Annotated in this window: 23 protein-coding genes; 12 read left to right on the forward strand and 11 right to left on the reverse strand. The window is 68.1% G+C overall.

Annotation, left to right across the window (positions count from 1 at the left end):
• Position 1: 1 nt before the first annotated feature.
• On the forward strand, positions 2-1,579 hold the full coding sequence (locus QE452_RS10135) for an MDR family MFS transporter (RefSeq protein ID WP_309729986.1): 1,578 nt from the start codon (positions 2-4) through the stop codon (positions 1,577-1,579).
• On the forward strand, positions 1,579-3,051 hold the full coding sequence (locus QE452_RS10140; RefSeq protein ID WP_309657928.1) for an efflux transporter outer membrane subunit: 1,473 nt from the start codon (positions 1,579-1,581) through the stop codon (positions 3,049-3,051). Before QE452_RS10135 ends, QE452_RS10140 begins: the two co-directional genes overlap by 1 nt.
• A 21-nt stretch (positions 3,052-3,072) precedes the next feature.
• Here the strand turns inward: QE452_RS10140 and QE452_RS10145 are convergent, their stop codons facing one another.
• The 3 genes from QE452_RS10145 to epsC all read right to left on the reverse strand — a co-directional run bounded on the left by QE452_RS10145 (position 3,073) and on the right by epsC (position 4,745).
• On the reverse strand, positions 3,073-3,627 hold the full coding sequence (locus tag QE452_RS10145; RefSeq protein WP_309729989.1) for a helix-turn-helix domain-containing protein: 555 nt from the start codon (positions 3,625-3,627) through the stop codon (positions 3,073-3,075).
• A gap of 93 nt (positions 3,628-3,720) precedes the next feature.
• The gene (locus tag QE452_RS10150; RefSeq protein WP_125993209.1) at positions 3,721-4,059 is read right to left on the reverse strand and encodes a DUF2794 domain-containing protein; all 339 of its coding nucleotides are present in this window, start codon (positions 4,057-4,059) and stop codon (positions 3,721-3,723) included.
• Entirely contained in the window at positions 4,059-4,745 is a 687-nt protein-coding gene (gene epsC / locus QE452_RS10155) for a serine O-acetyltransferase EpsC (RefSeq protein ID WP_125993210.1), read from the reverse strand. The genes QE452_RS10150 and epsC overlap by 1 nt, the downstream gene beginning before the upstream one ends.
• Positions 4,746-4,917: 172 nt before the next feature.
• Here epsC and QE452_RS10160 point away from each other — a divergent pair, with 172 nt between their 5' ends.
• The 4 genes from QE452_RS10160 (at position 4,918) to QE452_RS10175 (ending at position 7,879) form a co-directional block, all read left to right on the forward strand.
• Positions 4,918-5,685, forward strand: a complete 768-nt coding sequence (locus QE452_RS10160) for a sulfite exporter TauE/SafE family protein (protein ID WP_309657926.1) — start codon at positions 4,918-4,920, stop codon at positions 5,683-5,685.
• A 14-nt stretch (positions 5,686-5,699) separates the two neighbouring features.
• Positions 5,700-6,602 (forward strand): hydrogen peroxide-inducible genes activator, encoded by a 903-nt coding sequence (locus tag QE452_RS10165; RefSeq protein ID WP_125993212.1) that lies wholly within the window; start codon positions 5,700-5,702, stop codon positions 6,600-6,602.
• Positions 6,602-7,147: a fasciclin domain-containing protein gene (locus QE452_RS10170; RefSeq protein ID WP_309657925.1), complete on the forward strand. Its 546-nt coding sequence runs from the start codon at positions 6,602-6,604 to the stop codon at positions 7,145-7,147. The genes QE452_RS10165 and QE452_RS10170 overlap by 1 nt, the downstream gene beginning before the upstream one ends.
• A gap of 102 nt (positions 7,148-7,249) precedes the next feature.
• A complete protein-coding gene (locus QE452_RS10175; protein ID WP_309657924.1) occupies positions 7,250-7,879 on the forward strand; it encodes a fasciclin domain-containing protein in 630 nt (209 codons plus the stop codon).
• Positions 7,880-7,919: 40 nt separating this feature from the next.
• Here QE452_RS10175 and QE452_RS10180 read toward each other — a convergent pair whose 3' ends face one another.
• The 3 genes from QE452_RS10180 to pgsA are packed head-to-tail and all read right to left on the reverse strand — an operon-like array spanning position 7,920 to position 9,174.
• On the reverse strand, positions 7,920-8,375 hold the full coding sequence (locus QE452_RS10180) for a molybdenum cofactor biosynthesis protein MoaE (protein WP_309657923.1): 456 nt from the start codon (positions 8,373-8,375) through the stop codon (positions 7,920-7,922).
• Positions 8,372-8,623, reverse strand: a complete 252-nt coding sequence (gene moaD, locus QE452_RS10185) for a molybdopterin converting factor subunit 1 (protein ID WP_309657922.1) — start codon at positions 8,621-8,623, stop codon at positions 8,372-8,374. The genes QE452_RS10180 and moaD overlap by 4 nt, the downstream gene beginning before the upstream one ends.
• Positions 8,623-9,174: a CDP-diacylglycerol--glycerol-3-phosphate 3-phosphatidyltransferase gene (pgsA, locus tag QE452_RS10190; protein WP_125993217.1), complete on the reverse strand. Its 552-nt coding sequence runs from the start codon at positions 9,172-9,174 to the stop codon at positions 8,623-8,625. The genes moaD and pgsA overlap by 1 nt, the downstream gene beginning before the upstream one ends.
• A gap of 145 nt (positions 9,175-9,319) precedes the next feature.
• Between pgsA and QE452_RS10195 the strand changes: the two genes are divergently transcribed.
• Positions 9,320-10,609 (forward strand): MFS transporter, encoded by a 1,290-nt coding sequence (locus QE452_RS10195; RefSeq protein ID WP_309657921.1) that lies wholly within the window; start codon positions 9,320-9,322, stop codon positions 10,607-10,609.
• A gap of 30 nt (positions 10,610-10,639) precedes the next feature.
• Here the strand turns inward: QE452_RS10195 and QE452_RS10200 are convergent, their stop codons facing one another.
• Positions 10,640-10,810, reverse strand: coding sequence for a hypothetical protein (locus QE452_RS10200; RefSeq protein ID WP_164523499.1), 171 nt, complete (start codon positions 10,808-10,810; stop codon positions 10,640-10,642).
• A gap of 314 nt (positions 10,811-11,124) precedes the next feature.
• On the opposite strand from QE452_RS10200, the gene QE452_RS10205 reads away from it, so the two are divergent.
• The 3 genes from QE452_RS10205 (at position 11,125) to QE452_RS10215 (ending at position 13,106) form a co-directional block, all read left to right on the forward strand.
• The gene (locus QE452_RS10205) at positions 11,125-11,772 is read left to right on the forward strand and encodes a PEPxxWA-CTERM sorting domain-containing protein (protein ID WP_309657920.1); all 648 of its coding nucleotides are present in this window, start codon (positions 11,125-11,127) and stop codon (positions 11,770-11,772) included.
• Between the two features lie 76 nt (positions 11,773-11,848).
• Positions 11,849-12,922 carry a PA0069 family radical SAM protein gene (locus tag QE452_RS10210; protein WP_309657919.1) on the forward strand — a complete coding sequence of 358 codons (1,074 nt, stop codon included), beginning with the start codon at positions 11,849-11,851 and terminating at the stop codon, positions 12,920-12,922.
• A 58-nt stretch (positions 12,923-12,980) separates the two neighbouring features.
• Positions 12,981-13,106, forward strand: coding sequence for a hypothetical protein (locus tag QE452_RS10215; RefSeq protein WP_277600150.1), 126 nt, complete (start codon positions 12,981-12,983; stop codon positions 13,104-13,106).
• 79 nt (positions 13,107-13,185) lie between these two features.
• Here QE452_RS10215 and QE452_RS10220 read toward each other — a convergent pair whose 3' ends face one another.
• From QE452_RS10220 to uvsE, 4 genes are all read right to left on the reverse strand, one after another.
• Positions 13,186-13,590, reverse strand: coding sequence for a hypothetical protein (locus QE452_RS10220; protein WP_309657918.1), 405 nt, complete (start codon positions 13,588-13,590; stop codon positions 13,186-13,188).
• Positions 13,591-13,908: 318 nt separating this feature from the next.
• Positions 13,909-14,520, reverse strand: coding sequence for a TetR/AcrR family transcriptional regulator (locus QE452_RS10225; RefSeq protein WP_309729992.1), 612 nt, complete (start codon positions 14,518-14,520; stop codon positions 13,909-13,911).
• A gap of 47 nt (positions 14,521-14,567) precedes the next feature.
• Positions 14,568-14,873 (reverse strand): hypothetical protein, encoded by a 306-nt coding sequence (locus QE452_RS10230; RefSeq protein ID WP_309657916.1) that lies wholly within the window; start codon positions 14,871-14,873, stop codon positions 14,568-14,570.
• Between the two features lie 109 nt (positions 14,874-14,982).
• Positions 14,983-16,131, reverse strand: coding sequence for a UV DNA damage repair endonuclease UvsE (gene uvsE / locus QE452_RS10235; protein WP_309657915.1), 1,149 nt, complete (start codon positions 16,129-16,131; stop codon positions 14,983-14,985).
• Between the two features lie 341 nt (positions 16,132-16,472).
• Between uvsE and QE452_RS10240 the strand changes: the two genes are divergently transcribed.
• On the forward strand, positions 16,473-17,060 hold the full coding sequence (locus QE452_RS10240; protein ID WP_309657914.1) for a PEPxxWA-CTERM sorting domain-containing protein: 588 nt from the start codon (positions 16,473-16,475) through the stop codon (positions 17,058-17,060).
• A gap of 173 nt (positions 17,061-17,233) precedes the next feature.
• Complete coding sequence (locus QE452_RS10245) at positions 17,234-18,367, forward strand: aldose epimerase family protein (protein ID WP_309657913.1); 1,134 nt, start codon at positions 17,234-17,236, stop codon at positions 18,365-18,367.
• Positions 18,368-18,377 lie beyond the last annotated feature (10 nt).

The raw sequence follows: 18,377 nt of genomic DNA on the forward strand, positions 1-18,377 counted from the left end.
CATGGCGACCGCTGCCCCTGCCCGCCCGGCGCGCGCCCCGGCCGCCGCACGCGTGCCGGAACGCGCGGACGCCAGCGCCTGGCTGGCGGTCGCGGCGGGGACGATCGGCGCGCTGATGGCGACGCTGGACATTTCGATCGTCAACTCGTCGCTGCCGACCATCCAGGGCGAGATCGGCGCCAGCGGGACCGAGGGCACCTGGATCGCCACCGCCTATCTGGTGGCGGAGATCGTCATCATCCCGATGTCGGCCTGGCTGACCCGGCTGCTCGGCCTGCGCACCTTCCTGCTCGTCGCGGCGGGGCTGTTCACCGGCTTCTCGGTGCTGTGCGGCCTGTCGACGACGCTGACGATGATGATCATCGGCCGGGTCGGCCAGGGCTTCACCGGCGGCGCGATGATCCCGACCGCGCAGACGATCATCGCGCAGCGCCTGCCCCGGTCGCAACAGCCGGTCGGCATCGCGCTGTTCGGCATGACCGCGATCCTGGGGCCGGTGATCGGCCCGCTGATCGGCGGCTGGCTGACCGAGAATGTCAGCTGGCACTACGCCTTCTTCCTCAACGTGCCGGTCTGTGCGCTGCTCGTGATCCTGCTGCTCGTCGGCCTGCCGCACGAACGCTCGCGGCTCAACCTGATCGGCGAGGCGGACTGGCTGGGCATCCTCGGCCTGGCGCTCGGCCTGGGCGGCCTGACCGTCTTCCTGGAGGAGGGGCAGCGCGAGCAATGGTTCTCGTCCGAGCTGATCCGCTACATGGCGCTGGTGACGCTGTTCGGCTTCGCGCTGCTGTTCGTCGGGCAGGTGCGGGCGCGGCGGCCGATCATCAAGCTGTCGCTGCTGCTCGACCGCCAGTTCGGCGCGGTGGCGATGATGGGCGTGGTGCTGGGCATCGTGCTCTACGGCACCTCCTATGCCATCCCCCAGTTCCTGGCGACGGTGGCCGATTACAACGCGCTGCAATCGGGCAAGATCGTGCTGCTGTCGGGTATCCCCAGCCTGATCATGATCGCGATGACGCCGTACCTGCTGCGCCATATCGATATCCGCATCGCGGTCGGCTTCGGCCTGACGATCATGGGCGTCTCGGCGCTGCTCGACACGACGCTGACCCTGGTGTCGGACGGATCGAGCTTCGTCGACTCGCAATTGCTGCGCGGCGTCGGCCAGATCCTGGGCATGTTGTTCCTCAGCCAGGCGGCGATCCGCTCGGTTCCGCCGGCGGATGCGGGCGACGCGTCCGGCCTGTTCAACGCGATGCGCAACCTGGGCGGCAGCTTCGCGCTCGCCGGCATCGCGATCATCCAGGACACGCGCATGTACTTCCATTCGCGCCGGATCGAGGAGACGCTGAACGCCAATGCCGTGTCGGTGCAGGACTATGTCGGCGGGATCTCGCGCCAGTTCGGCGGCCCCTCGACCGCGCTGCGCGTGATCGGCCAGCAGGTCCAGGCGCAGGCGCTGGTCATGACCTATAACGACATCTTCTGGATCATGGGCATGGGCACCTTCGCCGTGCTGCCCCTGGTCCTGTTCCTCCGCCCCCTGCCCAAGGACGCCGCACCCGCGGCGACGCACTGATGAAGATTTTGCCGCTCCTGCCGCTTGTCGGCCTGCTCGCCGCCTGCACCGTCGGGCCCGATTATGCCGGGCCGCCCGCCACCGCGTCCGACGCCGCCGCGCGCGGCCGCTTCGTCCGCGCGAGCGACCCCGTCTTCACGCCGACGCCGGGCCTGGCGCGCTGGTGGGAGACGCTGAACGACCCGACGCTGACCGCGCTGGTCGACGATGCGCTGGTGCATAACCCCAGCATCGACCAGGCGCAGGCCCGCATCCGCGAAGCGATGGCGCGGATCACGCAGCAGCGCAGCGGGCAATTGCCCGGCGTCAGCGCCAACGGCACGTACATCCATGCCGAGGTGCCCGGCATCGACCTGGGCGGCAGTGGCAATAGCGGCGGCGGCAGTCAGGGCGATGGCGGCGGCTCGACCTCGCTGCAATTCTACAATCTCGGCCTCAATGTCGGCTGGGAAGCGGACATCTTCGGCGGCGGGCGGCGCGGGATCGAGCAGACCCGCCGCACCGCCGAGGCGCGCTTCGCCGACCTCGCCGACGCGCAGGTCAGCCTGTCGGCGCAGGTCGCGCAGGCCTATGTCTCGCTGCGCGACGTGCAGCAGCGAATCCGCCTGAACCAGCAATCGACCGCGCTCCAGCAGCGCCAGCTCGCCCTCACCCGCCAGCGTTTCGACGCCGGCACCGCCTCGACGCTGGATGTCGAGCGGCTCCAGACCGCGCTGGAAACCAGTGAGGCGCAGGCCGTGCCACTGGGCGCGCAACGCGACGAATATCTTGGCCAGATCGCGATCCTGACCGGTCGCACCCCCGGTGCGCTCGACGCCACGCTGTCGACCGTCGTGCCTGTGCCGCTGCCGCCCGCGCAGGTGCCGGTCGGCGATCCGGCCCTGCTGATCGCCAGCCGTCCCGACATCCGCTCCGCCGAGCGCCAGCTCGCCGCCGCCACCGCCGGCATCGGCGTCAGCAAGGCGCGCGAGCTGCCCGCCGTCCGGTTCCTGGGCTTGCTCGGACTGGGCGGCACCTCGCCGGGCGACATCTTCGACCTGGGCAAGCTGACCGCGCTTGGCGCGCCGACGCTCAGCTGGTCGTTCCTCGACTTCGGCAAGGCGCGCGCCGCCACCCGCGTCTCGGAGGCGCAGCGCGACCAGGCGGAGGCCGGCTATCGCCAGACCGTGCTGCAAGCATTGCAGGAGGCGGAGACGTCGCTGTCGCGCTTCGGCAATCTGCGCGCGCAGCTCGGCAACCTCGCCCGGGCCGAAGCATCGGCGGCCCGCGCCGCCACGCTCAACGACCAGCGCGTCCGCGCCGGCACCAGCGCGACGATCGACCAGCTCGACATCGAGCGCCAGCGCCTGTCAGCCGCGATCGCGGTGGCGCAGGCCAAGGCGCAACTGACCAACAGCTATATCGCCGTGCAGAAGAGCCTCGGCTTGGGCTGGACCCCGCCGCGTCCGGATGGGGACGGGGCGGCGCGCTAAGGTCGAGGCTCTTGTCCTCGTCTACGCCACCGAACGCGGCAACAGGCCATGGCGGAACAGCGCCAGCACCTCCACCAGCACCGCCTGCTTCTCCTCGCGCGACTGGTGCTTGAGCAGCAGGTTGCTGATCATGCGGATGACCAGCACCACCTGCCGCGTACCGATCGAGCGGTCGAGCCGCCCCTCGTCATGCGCCCGCTCGACGATCGGGCGCAGCATGGTTGCCATGCGTTCGGCCAGCATCTCGAACTGGCGACGGCTGTCGGGGTCGAGCGGCAGGTCGAGCGCCAGCCGGTTGAACAACGCCGTCGTCGGCGCGCCGTCCAGCGCCATGGTGGCGATGGTGTCGTCCAGCGACCCGGCCGGATCGAGCCGCTCGCCGATCCGCCGCAATTCGCGCTCGAACACCGCCAGCACCAGCGCCATGCGATCCTTGAAGTTGCGGTAGAGCGTGCCCCGTCCCACCCCGGCCGCCGCCGCGACATCCTCCAGCGCGACGCCATAGCCGGACTGGTGGAAACAGATCACCGCGGCATCCAGCAGCGCGTCGCGACGCGCCTGGGCGTCGCGCCTCATGACCGGTATTCGGAACGGACCATGTTCCGCTTCTACATTGGCACTCATCGCGTTCAAACCACTCAACTTTTCATGCCGCGACCGGAACGGCGATCACTCCCCGTCGACCAGTTTCATCAATCGCCGCTCGACCGGCGCCAGCACCGGTCCCAGTTCATGCCCGCGCTTCAGCACCGCGCCCGCCTCGCCGATCAGCGCCCACATGCCCTGGCGGTTCCGCAAGGCGGGTCGCTTCTCGATCCGGATTTCCGGCCGCTCGGCGGTACGGCGGAAGGCGGAGAAGACCGCCGCGTCCCGGCCCAGTTCCAGCGCATAGTCGCGCCAATGCCCCGCCGCGACCATCCGGCCATACAGGTCCAGGATGCGCGTCAATTCGGCCCGTTCGAAGCCGACCTGCCCCGCGCCGTTCAGCGGAAAGGGAACGACCCCCATCAGGCCCGGTCGCGCTCGCCCTCGCCCTGCTGGTCGGCGAGCAGGGCATCGAGCCGGCGGCGGAGCTGTTCCACCTCGCAGCGGAGCAGTTCGGTGCGCTGCGTTACCGGATCGAAATTTTCCGAACAGGGCGTGCCATAGGGGACGAAGCGCGGCGTCTGCTGTCCGCCCTCGACCATCGTCGGGCGTGCCGGGATGCCCACCATCACCGCGCCCTCGGGCACGTCGCGCGTCACCACCGCATTGGCGCCGACGCGCGAGCGCGGACCCAGCGTGATCGGGCCCAGCACCTGCGCGCCCGATCCGATGATCGCGCCGTTCATCACCGTCGGGTGGCGCTTGCCGGCGACGCCATTGTCGGGGCTGGTGCCGCCCAGCGTCACGCATTGATAGATGGTCACGTCGTCGCCGATCTCCGCGGTCTCGCCGATGACGACAAATCCGTGGTCGATGAAGAAGTTGCGGCCGATCTTCGCGCCGGGATGGATGTCGATCGCGGTCCAGGCGCGGGTCCAGTGGTTGACGATCCGCGCCAGCAGGAAGAAGCGCGCCTTGTACAGACGATGCGCGATGCGATGTCCGGCCAGCGCCCAGACGCCCGGATAGGTCAGGATTTCCAGCCGGCTATGGGGCGCAGGATCGCGCGCCCGAATCGAATCGATATAGGATGCCAGTCGATTTGGCATAACAATCCCCTTGTCGCCGTGGCCGGCGCGTCAACCCCGGTCGAACGCATGATCTAGGCTTTGGGCCGCATGATTACCAGCAGGCCCACCGCGCCGGGATCGGTGGCCTAAAGTCTATCTACCTTGTGGATATTCGCGCGGCGCGGCAGGTTGAGCCCGCGAAAGGATCTTCATGCCCGACCTAGCGACGTTCGATTTTGCCCAGATCTGGCCCTTCATCCTGATCGGATTCGCCGCGCAGGTCGTCGACGGGGCGCTCGGCATGGCGTTCGGCGTAATCTCCAATACGGCGCTCCTATGGATCGGCGTGCCGCCCGCCGCCGCCTCGGCCGGCGTGCATACGGTGGAAACCTTCACCACCGCCGTCTCCGGGATCAGCCATGTCCTGCATCGCAACGTCAACTGGCGGCTGTTCCTGCGGCTGATGATCCCCGGCGTGATCGGCGGCGTGCTGGGGGCCTATGTCCTCTCCAACATCTCGGCGGCCACCGCCAAGCCGTTCATCCTCGCCTATCTGTCGGGGATCGGCGTCTATCTCCTCTACCGCGCTCTGCGCCACCCGCCCCAGCCCAAGGAGCCGAAGATCGTCGAGCCGCTGGGCCTGGCCGGCGGCTTCCTGGACGCGGCCGGCGGTGGCGGCTGGGGGCCGGTGGTGACCTCCAACCTGCTGGTCCAGGGCGCGATGCCGCGCACCACGATCGGCACGGTCAACACCGCCGAATTCTTCCTGACCGCGACTATCTCCGCCACCTTCATCGCGCAGCTCGGCTGGGCGGCGGTGACGGTGGCGACGCTGGGGCTGCTGATCGGCGGCGTCGCGGCCGCGCCGTTCGGCGCGATGCTGGCCAAGAAAGTGCCCGCGCGCACGCTGCTGATCCTGGTCGGCGTGATATTGATCGTCACCAGCCTGTTCGGACTGTGGCGCGCGCTCGCCGGGTGAGATAGGCGGACATCATGGCCGCGACTTATCTGCCGACGCTCAAGCAGCTCCAATATCTGGTGGCATTGCACGACCATGGTCATTTCGGACGGGCGGCCGACGCCTGTTTCGTCACGCAATCGACCTTGTCCGCGGGCTTGCGCGATCTCGAATCGCTGATCGGCGTCACCCTGGTCGAACGGACCCGCCGCGTCGTCCGCTTCACCCCGATGGGCGAGCGATTCGTCGAGAAGGCGCGCCGCGTGCTGCGCGAGGCGGAGGAGCTGGGCGACCTGGCCCGCGCCGCCGGCCGGCCGCTGACCGGCGAGATGCGGATGAGCGTGATCCCGACCATCGCGCCCTTCATCCTGCCGCGCATGTTGCCGCGCCTGCGCCAGGATTATCCCGACCTGAAGCTGTTCCTGCGCGAGGAGCCGAGCGCGGCGGCGTGCGACGGCCTGCACAATGGCCGCACCGACTGCGTGCTACTCGCCCTGCCCTATGCGTGCGGCGAGGTGGCGAGCGCGCCGCTGTTCGACGACCGGCTGTTCGTCGCCTTCCAGCAATCGGGCAGCGAGCCGCCGCCCGCCGTCTATCCGGCGGCCGATATCGACGAGACGCGCCTGTTGATGCTGGAGGACGGGCATTGCCTGAAGGATCATGCGCTCGCCGCATGCAACCGCCCGGAACTGCGAGCCGAGGCGACGATGATGGGCACTTCGCTCCACACGGTCGTGCAGATGGTCGATCACGGCCTGGGGCTGACGATCCTGCCGGAAATGGCGATCCAGGCGGGCATATTGGAGCATACCAGCATCGTCGCGCGGCCGCTCGCCGCCGAACATGCGGTCCGGCGGATCGCGCTGGTCTGGCGACGCGCCTCGCCGCGCGAACCCGATTTCCGCCTGATGGCCGACGTGCTGGCGGCGACCTTCTGATGCGGCTCGCTCCACTGGCCCTTACGCTGGCGCTGGCCGGCTGCGTCGCCCCGACCGCGTCGCCGGTCGCCCCGCCGGTCACGACGGCCGCCCCCGAGCGGCGATCCCTGGCGCAGGAGATCGCGGCCACGCCGACCCTGCTCCACTTCGCGGCCGGCGTCCGCGCCAGCGGCACCCCCCGCCTCGCCGCCGCGCAACCCGTGACGGTGATCGCGATGACCGACGATGCCTATGGCCGGCTCGCGCCCGAGGTGCCGGAATCGCTGCTCGCCCCCGACAATCACGCCATGCTAGTGCGGCTGGTCGATTATCACCTGGTCGAGGGCGCGATCGACCGGGCCGAACTGCGTCGTCGCGTGACGGCCGGTGGCGGCACCGCCGAACTCGCGACCCTCGCGGGCGAGCCGATGGTCGTGACGCTGACCGGCGACGTGCCGACCCTCACCAATGCCGATGGCGACCATGCCTTCGTCACCGACGAGATCGTGCGCCCGAACGGCGTGCTGCTACTCACCAACGGCTTTCTCGCGCCCCGAATGCCCTGATCCGCACGCTCCATCCCGGCCAGGGCGCGGGTCGTCGCAAGGGGAACCCATTGGCGGCTCGGGCGATGATAGGATATATTTTCCACAGCGCCGGAGAGAAGAATGCGATATCCGACCTTGCTTGCACTGACCGTCGCCACGGCGTTCGCGCTGCCGGCCCAAGCGCAGCAGGCGGCCCCCGCCCAGCCGAACACCGCCCCTGCCACGACCGCCCCAGCCGCCACCGCGCCGGGCCAGACGGCCCCCGCAACGCCCGCGGCCCAGGCCGCGCCCGCCGCGACCACCACGATCGCCGCCGCGCTGCCGACGCTCCCCAACCATAGCGCGCTGCTCCGCCTGGTCCGGGCCGCGAAGCTGGAGGCGTTGCTGTCCGGTCCCGGCCCGTACACGCTGCTCGCGCCGACCGACGAGGCGTTCGGCCGCCTGCCGCCGGGCACGATGGACGCCTTTCTGGCGCCCGCCAATGTCGCCAGCCTGACGACGATCCTGAAGAACCACATCATCAACGGTGCGATGACGTCGGACCAGATCAAGGCGGCGATCACCGCCGGCGGCGGTCGCGCGACGCTGACCACCCTGTCGGGCCAGCCGATCGTCGCGACGCTGGAGAATGGCAACATCCTGCTGACCGATGCGGTCAACAACAAGAGCTATATCGACACGCCCGACCTGCGCGAGACGAATGGCGTCATCCATGTGACCAACGGCATCAGCCTGCCCAAACTGGGCTGATCGATCGCGCCGCGCCGGTTTCGACCGGCGCGGCGGCCTTCTACGCGGTCGACCAGCGCGCGGCGGCCGCTTCGTCGCCGTGTCGCGCCTCGACCCAGGTGGCGACGCCGCCGCGCACCTCCCGCTTCCAGAAGGGCGCATCGGTCTTCAGCCGGTCGATCAGATAGGCGCAGGCCTCCAGCGCCGCCGCGCGGTGCGCCGCCGCCGCCGCCACGAACACGATCCGCTCGCCCGCCCGCATCGGGCCGACCCGGTGGACGATGGTCGCCGCGTGCAGCGCCCAGCGTGTCGTCGCCTGCTCGGCGAGCGAGCGCAGCGCCGCTTCGGTCGCGCCGGGATAATGTTCCAGTTCGAGCGTATCGACGCCGTCATCGGTGCGGACCAGCCCGGTGAAGGTCGCGACCGCCCCCGCCCCGCCATCGTCCGGGCCGGCTTCCGCCAGCGCCATCTCTGCGGCGATGTCGATCGGCGCGGGATCGACCAGGATACGGATCATCCGCCCGTCACCGGCGGGAAGATCGCCACCTCGCGCGCGCCGGCCAGGCTGGCGTCGAGCGGCACGAACTGCTGGTCCACCGCCGCGCGCAGCCGCGCCCGGTCGGCGAAGGCGGCACGATGCGCCTCGCTGTCCGCCGCCAGCCAGTCGAGCAGGTCGGCGACCGTGGCGACATGATCCGGGGGCGTCACCCGCTCCTGGCTCCGGCCGACCGTCTCGCGCACCCAGGCGAAATAGAGCAGGTCCATCAATCCATATGCCTCAAGCCGACGCGCAGATAATCCCAGCCGGTGATCGCGGTCAGCACCGCCGCGCCCCACAGGCTGACGAGGCCGACGCCATGGATCCACGCCGCCGACGGGATCGCCCCGCCCAGGATCAGCGCACCGAGCGCGACCAGTTGCAGCGTCGTCTTCCACTTGGCGAGCTTGGACACCGGCATCGAGACGTGCAGCGGCGCCAGGAATTCGCGCAGGCCCGACACCGCGATCTCGCGCAGCAGGATGACCAGCGCCGCGATGATGTGCAGCCCGGCGATGTCGTGCGTGCCGACCAGCATCAGGATCACCGCCGCGACCATGATCTTGTCGGCGATCGGATCGAGGAAGATGCCCAGCCGCGACACCGCCCCGTTGGCGCGGGCCAGATAGCCGTCGAAATAATCGGTGATGCCCATCAGGCAGTAGAGCGCGAACGCGATGGCATAGCCCAGCGTCCATTGCGGCCACCACAGCAGCCCGACGAGCAGCGGCACCGCGACGATTCGCGACAGGGTCAACAGATTGGGCAAACTCAACACCGGCCCTCCCTATCGCGCGGCGACGCGATCGGAAACCGGAAAGCGGCGGCCGACGCGCCACCGGGTTCGGGGTTAAAGGATTGGCGCAACGCGATCCGCTCGGCTAGACCCGCGCGACCAGCAACGGCCGGGACGCTTCGTCGACATGATCAATGCCATGGGGTTGCTGAAGCAGCGCCGCTTCCTCCCCCTGTTCACGACTCAGTTCCTCGGTGCCTTCAACGATAATCTGTTCAAGACGTCGATGGTGCTGTTCGCCACCTATGCGGTGTTCAACGATCCCGGCAAGGAAGCGAATTTCAACGCGCTGGCGACCGGTATCGCCATCCTGCCCTTCTTTCTGCTTTCCGCCCTGGCGGGCCAGCTCGCCGACAGCCATGACAAGGCGCGGATCATCCGTATCGTGAAGACCGCCGAGATCGGCATCATGGCGATCGGCGCCGGCGGCCTGATGCTCGCCAAGGCGGGCTATACGCAGACCGGCATCGGGCTGATGCTGTTCGCGGTGCTGTTGCTCGGCACGCATTCCACCTTTTTCGGGCCGATCAAATACGCGATCCTGCCCCAGCATCTGCCGGCGGGCGACGTGCTGGGCGGCACCGGGCTGGTCGAGGCGGGCACCTATATCGCCGTGCTGCTCGGCACCGTGGTCGCCGGCTGGATTTCGATCGACGGGGCGGCGGCGATGGTGCTGTGCCTGTCCGCACTGGGCTGGCTGGTCGGGCGACAGGTGCCGCCGGCACCGCGCGTCGGGCCGCCGCTGGTGATCAACTACAATCCCTTCACCTCCTCGTGGCGGCTGATCACCGCGACGCTGCACATCCCGCGCCTGTTCCTGGCAATCTGCGCGATCAGCTTTTTCTGGACGATCGGCGCGGTGCTGATCATCATCTTCCCGCCGCTGGTGAAGAATGTGCTGACCGCCGACGAGCGGGTGGCGAGCGCGGCGATCGCGATCTTCTCGGTCGGCGTGGCGATCGGCTCGGTCGTCATCAACACCATGCTGAAGGGGCGGATCTCCGCCCGCTATTCGCCCGCCTCGGTGGTGGCGATGGGCGTGTTCGTGGTGCTGTTCTCGCTGGCGGTGCGCCACTGGTCGGCGGCACCGGCGGGCCATTATTACAGCCTGTCCGAATTCGTCGCCCAGCCGGGGGCGATCCCGGTCATGCTGGTGCTGCTCGCCATCGCGGTGACCGGCGGCATGTTCGTGGTGCCGCTCTACGCCTTCCTCACCACCACGGTGGAAAAGGACCAGACCGCGCGTACGGTGGCGGCCAACAACGTCGTCAATGCCGGCGCGATGACGCTGGGCTCGATCGCGGTGCTCGGCATCACGGCGATGGGCGTGACGCCGCAGAACATGCTGTTCCTGGTCGCCGGCATGTGCCTGGTCTCCGCCTGGCTGGCGCAGAAGCTGCACCGCGCCTGCGACTGATCGAGCGGGCGCTGGTCGCCCGCCGCCGCGTCAGAAGATGAAGCTGTAGAAACAGGTGAAGAAGGCGACGAAGCTGAGCACGAACAGCTTCCAGTCGCGATCCTGATCGTCGACCTCGGGCATCGCCGCCGGCGGCGGCGGCAGCGTCCGGCGGAAGGGATGACGAGCCGATTCGGCTGTGAGGACGAGGCGTCGTTTCATGGCCAAGTGTTAACGCCTTGTTTACGTTTTCGCCCAGTCCCAAACATGCTTAACAAATGGCCGCCCCATATCGGGACGTTCGGACGAACCCGTGAAAATCCGGGCACCGGCCGTCCGGCCGCCCGACATCCCTCTATAAAACCCGTAGATAAGGTTTCAGGCGACCGGCCATAGCGTCCGGGGCAACCCCGTACGATGCCCGCCGTGCGCAGGAGTCGGCGGCGAATGATGTCCCATGCGCGACGCCAGCGACCCGCGGCCAATCCGGGAGGATCGTGACGAGCGTCCTTGCGCCTTCATTCAAAGGATCACCGATGACCCGATTTGCCCGGCTGTCCCTGGCCGCCGTACCGTTCCTCGCCCTCGCCGCCCCGTCCCAGGCGGCGGTGACGCTCACCACCACGCTTGGCAGCACCGCCAGCTTCGCGGCCCCCGCCGGCCTCGCCGTCACCTTCGACACGGAACTGCCCGATGGCGTCAGCCTGATGCTGACCGGCGCCGGCATCCTGTCCGGCAACAGCGCCAATGGCGCCACCCCCGGCTTCAGCGACGGCAGCGCCTATCTGTCGGTCCGCAAGGACGGCGTCGCCACCCTGATGTCAAATGTCGGCGTCTCCTCGGTGAGCTTCTTCATCGGTTCGATCGACAGCTACAACATGGTCGATCTGCTCAGCACCACCGGCACCCTGCTCGCCAGCTATAGCGGCAGCAACTTCACGACCAGCGCCAATGGCAACACGCAGCAGGCGAACACCAATCGCCGCGTCACGGTCAAGGTCGATCCCAGCGATCCGCTGATCGGCGGCATCCGCTTCAAGAGCGCCGGCAACTCGCTGGAAGTCGACAATATCGTGTTCAGCGTGCCGGAGCCGTCGGTCTGGATGCTGATGCTGCTCGGCTTCGCGATGGTCGCGGGCGCGACCCGCTATCGCCGCCGCTCGACCCAGGTCGTCTTCGGCTGAACCAGACCCTTGGGGCCGCCTGTCCGGGCGGCCCCATGTTCTTGCTACGTTCCGAAAAGCCGGGCATGATCCGGCCATGGCCAAGACCCGTCCGGTACGCGGTGCGACTCACAACCGCGAGAGCGACCGCTTCAACCTGCCGGTCCGCGCGATCGACGGGGACTGGCGCGATGCGCAGGCGCTGGTCGACGATCCGCCGCCGCCATTGCGCACCAGCGTGACGGTCGAGCGCCCCCGCACGATCATCAGCCGCAACGCCTCCCCCGACCTGCCCTTCGACCGGTCGATCAATCCCTATCGCGGCTGCGAACATGGCTGCATCTATTGCTTCGCCCGCCCCAGCCATGCCTTTCACGACCTGTCGCCCGGCCTGGATTTCGAAAGCCGGCTGTTCGCCAAGCCCGATGCCGCCGCGCTGCTGCGCGCCGAGCTGGCGAAACCGGGTTACGTCCCCAGGCCGATGGCGCTCGGCACCAACACCGATCCCTATCAGCCGATCGAGCGCGACTGGCGGATCACGCGCGCCGTGCTGGAGGTGCTGGCGGAGACCGATCATCCGGTGACGATCACCACCAAGTCGGACCGGGTGGTCCGCGACATCGACCTGCTCGCGCCGATGGCGGCGAAGGGACTGGCGGCGGTATGCCTGTCGATCACCTCGCTCGATCCCCGCCTGGCGGCGACGCTGGAGCCGCGCGCGCCGCATCCCGAACGGCGACTGGCGGCGGTGCGACGATTGGCGGAGGCGGGCATTCCCGTCTATGTCTCGATCGCGCCCGTGATCCCGGCCATCACCGATCATGAGGTCGAGGCGCTGATCGCCCGCGCGGCCGAGGCGGGGGCGGCGCACGCCTTCTTCCTGGCCGTCCGCCTGCCGCACGAGGTCGCGCCGCTGTTCCGCGCCTGGCTGGACGAACATTTTCCCGACCGAGCGGGCAAGGTGATGGCGATCATCCGCTCATTGCGCGATGGCCGCGACAATGATCCGAATTTCCACAGCCGGATGAAGGGCAGCGGCCCCTGGGCGGAGCTGCTCCGCACCCGCTTCCACATCGCCTGCCGCAAGCATGGCCTGAACCGCGAGCGGGTCGGGCTGCGCAGCGACCTGTTCCGTCCGCCGGCCGGCCCGCAGGGCGAGTTGTTCGGCTGATCGGGAGCGCGCGCGGTCACCGCGCGTTGACCGCTCAGTGCAGCCCAAGGAGTGGATCATGACCGACGAACAGCCGAACGCCGGCAGCGACAAGGAACAGAAGACGCCGGTCGAAGCACCGGAAGAGGAATCGGGTGCGGGCTACGGCAACAATGCCGGCGCGCAGGGCGAACAGAAGGACTGACGCCTGGCGGCAGGCGGTGCCTTGGTCTTTTCGGCCGGCACCGCCTGATGCCGGACCCAGTCGAGCGGCGCGAGCGGGATCATGCGCGCAGCCGCTCCTGCTGCGGCTCGCGGCGGGTGACGCCGATGCTGTCGACGATCAGCTCATATTGCGCCGGGGAAAAGCCGGCGGCGAGGAACTCGCGCACCGCGTGCGACGGCACGGTATAGCCATGGTGCCAGCTCAACACGGCGATCCGGCGCAAAGCCTCCAGCCGCGGATCGGCTAGGCGCGGGTTCGGCCTGTCGCCGAACACGGCGCCCATCGCCATGGCGATCCGGCCCGGCGTGCGGAGCGACGACATGCGATCCTTGCGGGCGATCGCGACCACCGACCATTCGAGCGCGCTGAGGCTGGCCGAAGCGGAACGCGGCGCGACCGGGATCGCGGCAACGGGTTCGGCGAGGCCGGCGGCACCGACTTCGGAAAAAGCGAGATAGGCCATGTTCGTCTCCCTGGTTTGGGCCTGGGCATGACGGGGCCTTCCCCCCTGGCGCCCGGCCATGGCTGTCATTTGGTTCGAGGCGACAGGACACATGGACGCGACGCCGATGGCGTCCATCCACGGACCTGCCGTGAAAATTCTGGAGGAACCGGGCCCTGACGGGCGGCCGGTACGCTTACTCCCGGTCGGTGGATCACCCTGCTTACTGGGAGCCGCCTTCCGTACCGCATGGTATATAAGCGTGATTCGGAAGCGTCAACGACTTTGTGTACCGAACGGTATTTTAGCGTTCCGGACCATCAAATCATTCAAGGGCAGTCACTTGCTCGGCCAGCATTGCAGGCTGATCGTGATCACCCGGTCCAGCTCGTCGCGCGTCGCGCCCGACCCGGCCTGCACCGCCATCCCCTGCAGCACGGCGTAGAGATATTGGGTGAGGCCGGCGATATCGGCATCCGCGGGCAGGTCGCCCTCGCGCTTGGCGCGCTCTAGCCGATCGACCAGCGCGGCCTGGGAGGAGGCCCGCCTAGCGATAACATCGGTCTTGATCGACTCGGCCTCGCTGCCGCACGCGGTCATGTGGATGACGCCCATGCAGCCCTTGGGATCGCATTGGCTGGTCTGCATCTCGACCGCGCCGCGCAGCAGATGCTCGACTACGCCCCGCGCGCTGGGTTGGTCCAGCGCGGTGCGCATATAGTCCAGCTTCTCGGCCTCGTAGAGGTCCAAGGCTTTGTGGAACAAGGCTTCCTTGTTGCCGAACGCGGCATAGAGGCTGGGCTTGGTGATGCCCATCGCCTCGGTCAGCTCGGTGAGCGAGGCGCCTTCATAGCCCTTGCTCCAGAAGACGCGCAATGCGGCGGCGAGCGCCCGTTCCGTGCAGAACTCGCGCGGCCGGCCCTTGGGCACGGTGCAGACGGCTTTTTCCATAACGAACGGTATATAAAATTTTTTGCCGCCGAAGCAAGGTGCAGGGGTCAGCCGGCGGGATCGACCAGCAAGGCGCGGCGGCCGAACAACCGCTGCCAACGGCCATGGCGACTGGCCTCGGCGGCCACCTCCGCGACGGCGGCGGACAGGTTCGGGCGGTGCCGCAGGACGATGCGCTGCCAGGCGGTGGAGGGCAGCATCACCAGCACCGGTCCCGCCGCATGACCGGGAAGACAGACATAGCCGTCTTCCGTCCAACCCTGCCGAAGATGAAGGGTCAGGCCGTCCAGACCGGGCCGCTTCGGCGGCGGCTCGGACGGTGTATCGAACAGCAGGGACGCAATGCTGGCCATCAGCGCCAATAATGAGCGGCTTAGAATGACGTTCCTGTCATCTTCGCAGCAAATGGCTGATACGGATCAGAATCTGAAGGAGCGTCCCGTAAAGGGACAGATCGGGTAATCAACCTTCCCCCTCATCGACATCGGCCTCCTGTTCGGCATCGGCATGGTCTTCGACCAGCGCCTCGTCTTCCGCCAGTGCCGCCGCATCGTCCACCGACAGGCCGAAGCGGATGGCGACGTCCGGCGCATAACGGACCAGATCGCCACGCAGCCGCAACAGACTCAAATCCTTGGCCTTCCCCTCCAGCATCACGTCGAAGTCCAGCCCCTCGGCCATGCGCATGAAGGTGGCGAACTCGAACGGGTTGGTGAAGTCGGCATGCCCGGTCCATACCGGCGGGCGAAGCACGGTGCGGACACGGGCATTAGGCTTGACCGGGGCCTTGAGCAGCGCCTTGCCGCCGACCTTCTTCCCCGCCTTGACGGCTTCGCGCTCCTTTGGGGAGATGGCCTGCTTCACCTCGCGCATTTCGGTGCGGGGCGAGGAGAAGTGGATCTTCGGCCGCACCCCTGCCGGCCAGCTCGCCAGAAAGCGCGCCAGCGTGTCGCGCAGGTCGAGCCGCTCGGGGTTGAGGCACCAGAAATGCTGATAGTCGAAGATGCAGCGCACCCCCGTCCGCTCCTGGATCCACAACACATCGGCGGCGGAGAAGCGCAGATCGTCATTCTCCAGCACCAGCCGGGCGCGGACATGATCCGGGCATTGCTCCCATCCCTTGATCCATCGGGCGCGGCTTGCCTCGCGATCGTCATAGACGCCGCCGACATGGGTGACGACCACCGCCTCCGCGTCCAGCCCCATCCGGTCGAGCATCTCGGACTGGCTGGCGAGATCGCGGATGCTCCGCGTCGTCAGCCCGGCATCGGGCGCGTTGAGCAGGATATATTGCGAGGGGTGGAAGGACAGCCGGATATCGAGCGCGCGGGCCTTGGCGCCGAACGCCCGCAATTCCGCATCGCTTTCCGCGACCATGTCATGGAATTGCGGCATGTCGGGATGGGTGGCGTAGGGCGCGATGTCCGAGGACAGGCGGTACATGTCGAGCCGCTCCGCCGCGAGATAGTCGAGCACCGGGTCGAGCAGTTCGAGCGAGCATTTCAGATGCGGGCTCTTCTGCCAGCGCCGCGTATCCTGCGTCTTCAGCTCGGGGCGGCCCATCACCTTGACCGGAAAGCCGAGGCGCAAGGGGCGGTTGGGATCGGTCATCGCGGCTCCGGCGCAGGGGACAGGATTGGGCGGAACGCGGCAATGCGGATGCGGGTCCGGTACGGGTCGCGCCTTCGCGCGAGCCCGCTTCGCACGTCCCCGCACAGGCCTTGGCGACAGGGATGCCGAAGCGATCGTGTCGCCATCGCCTTGGTTGAAGATCATGGTTGAGATCTGGTAATAATTCTTACCGCCCAAACCCTTCATCACAGCCGCACCGATTAACCAACCACCGTTCCACCCCGGCACTTCGTTAACTCTAGGCGATCGTTGAAGCATGGTCGCGATACGCGCAATTACGGTTCCAACAGCGCGGCACTGCGCAAACGGGGACCAACATCATGACGACGATCCGCAACTTCTTCGCCGCCGCCGCCCTGACCGCCGCCGTTGCTGCCGCACCCGCCACGGCGACGACCACCGTCACCGGTGCGATCCGCTTCGGCGCGAACAGCGCTAATTACTTCGACAAAAGCCAGGGCTATGTGCCCGCCGGCTATGCCAATGCGACGTCCAGCGCGGTGGAGGCCAGCTATGGCAACGGCTTCGGCTTCCAGGATGCGGCCAACACCAACACGGCCACCTTCTTCAACAACGCGCTGACCATCAAGGACGTGTCGTCGCAGATGGGCGCGTCCAGCTTCGTGATGAGCTTCACCGCCGATACCGCCGGCTTCTTCGACCATGCGGTCATCTCCTACGACACGTTCGGCGGCTCGCTGTCGCTGGTCGGCAACACGCTGACCTATTCCGCGCCGGCGACCGGCCTGGCCGGCACGCGGATGGTGACGATCATGTTCCAGGGCATCTCGGCGGTGCCGGAGGCGGGCACCTGGGCGCTGATGCTGACCGGCTTCGGTGCGATCGCGGTGGCGATGCGCCGGCAACGCCGCTCGGCGGCCCCTTCGGTCCGCGTCGCCTTCGCCTGATCCCCTTCCCCCCACCTCCGGGATGATGCGCGCCGCCGGTCCGACCAGGGCCGGCGGCTTTGTTCGTCCGCTCCGCTATTTGTCCAACCAATAGCTTGGCCCGTGCCGCGCCACCGGATATGGATGGCGGGAGACCGGCGCTCCGCAGGCGAGCGTGTCCGCAGGAGAGAGATATGAAGAGACTGGCCCTTGCCGCATGTGCCGCCGCGATGATGACCGCCCCCGCCGCCTATGCCGCCGAAGCCAAGCGGTCGAGCTTCGGCGCGATGCCGGATGGTCGCGACGTGCCGGCGGTGACGCTGACCAACGGCAAGGGCGTGTCCGCGCGCGTCATCGCCTATGGCGCGGCGCTCCAGTCGCTGCTGATGCCCGACCGCAAGGGCCAGGTGGCCGATGTCCAGCTCGGCCATGCCACGGTCGCCGAATATATCGCCAATCCCAACTTCTTCGGCGCCAGCGTCGGCCGCTTCGCCAACCGGATCGCCGCCGGCCGCTACACGCTGGACGGCAAGAGCTATAGCGCGCCGCTGAACGACGGTCCCAACACGCTGCATGGCGGACCGCAGGGTTTCGACAAGGCGGTCTGGGCCGTCACCTCGGTCAAGAGCGGGCCGACCGCCTCGGTGACGATGCGCCATGTCAGCCGCGACGGGGAAATGGGCTATCCCGGTATGCTGACCGTCGACGCCACCTATTCGCTCGACGAGCAGAACAACCTGACGATCGAATATCGCGCCACGACCGACAAGCCGACGATCGTCAACATCACCAACCACGCCTATTGGAACCTGGCCGGCGAGGGATCGGCGGGCGGTGCGATGGGCCATGTGCTGACCATCCCGGCCGACACCTTCCTGCCGACCGACAAGACCGCGATCCCGACCGGCATGTTCCAGCCGGTAGCGGGCACCCCCTTCGACTTCCGCACGCCGCATGCCGTGGCGGATCGGGTGCGCGACGCCAGCAGCCCGCAGATCGTGTTCGGCAAGGGATATGACCATAATTGGGTGGTCGGCCGCGCCGTCACCCCCGACCAGCATCTGATGGCGCGGGTCAGCGACCCGGTGTCGGGCCGCGGGTTCGAGCTGTGGTCGAACCAGCCGGGTCTGCAATTCTATTCCGGCAACTTCCTGACCGGCACCATCCCCGGGAAGTCGGGGCGTCTCTATCGCCAGGGCGACGCCGTGGTGTTCGAGCCGCAGATCTTCCCGGACACGCCGAACCGCCCGGACTTCGGCTCGGCGCGGCTGGCCCCGGGCCAGACCTATCGCAACGTCATGACCTATCGCCTGACCACCGGCGGCTGATCCACCGCCG

The sequence above is a fragment of the Sphingomonas sp. SORGH_AS_0438 genome, assembly GCF_031453475.1.
In the GTDB taxonomy this organism is placed as follows: Bacteria; Pseudomonadota; Alphaproteobacteria; order Sphingomonadales; family Sphingomonadaceae; genus Sphingomonas.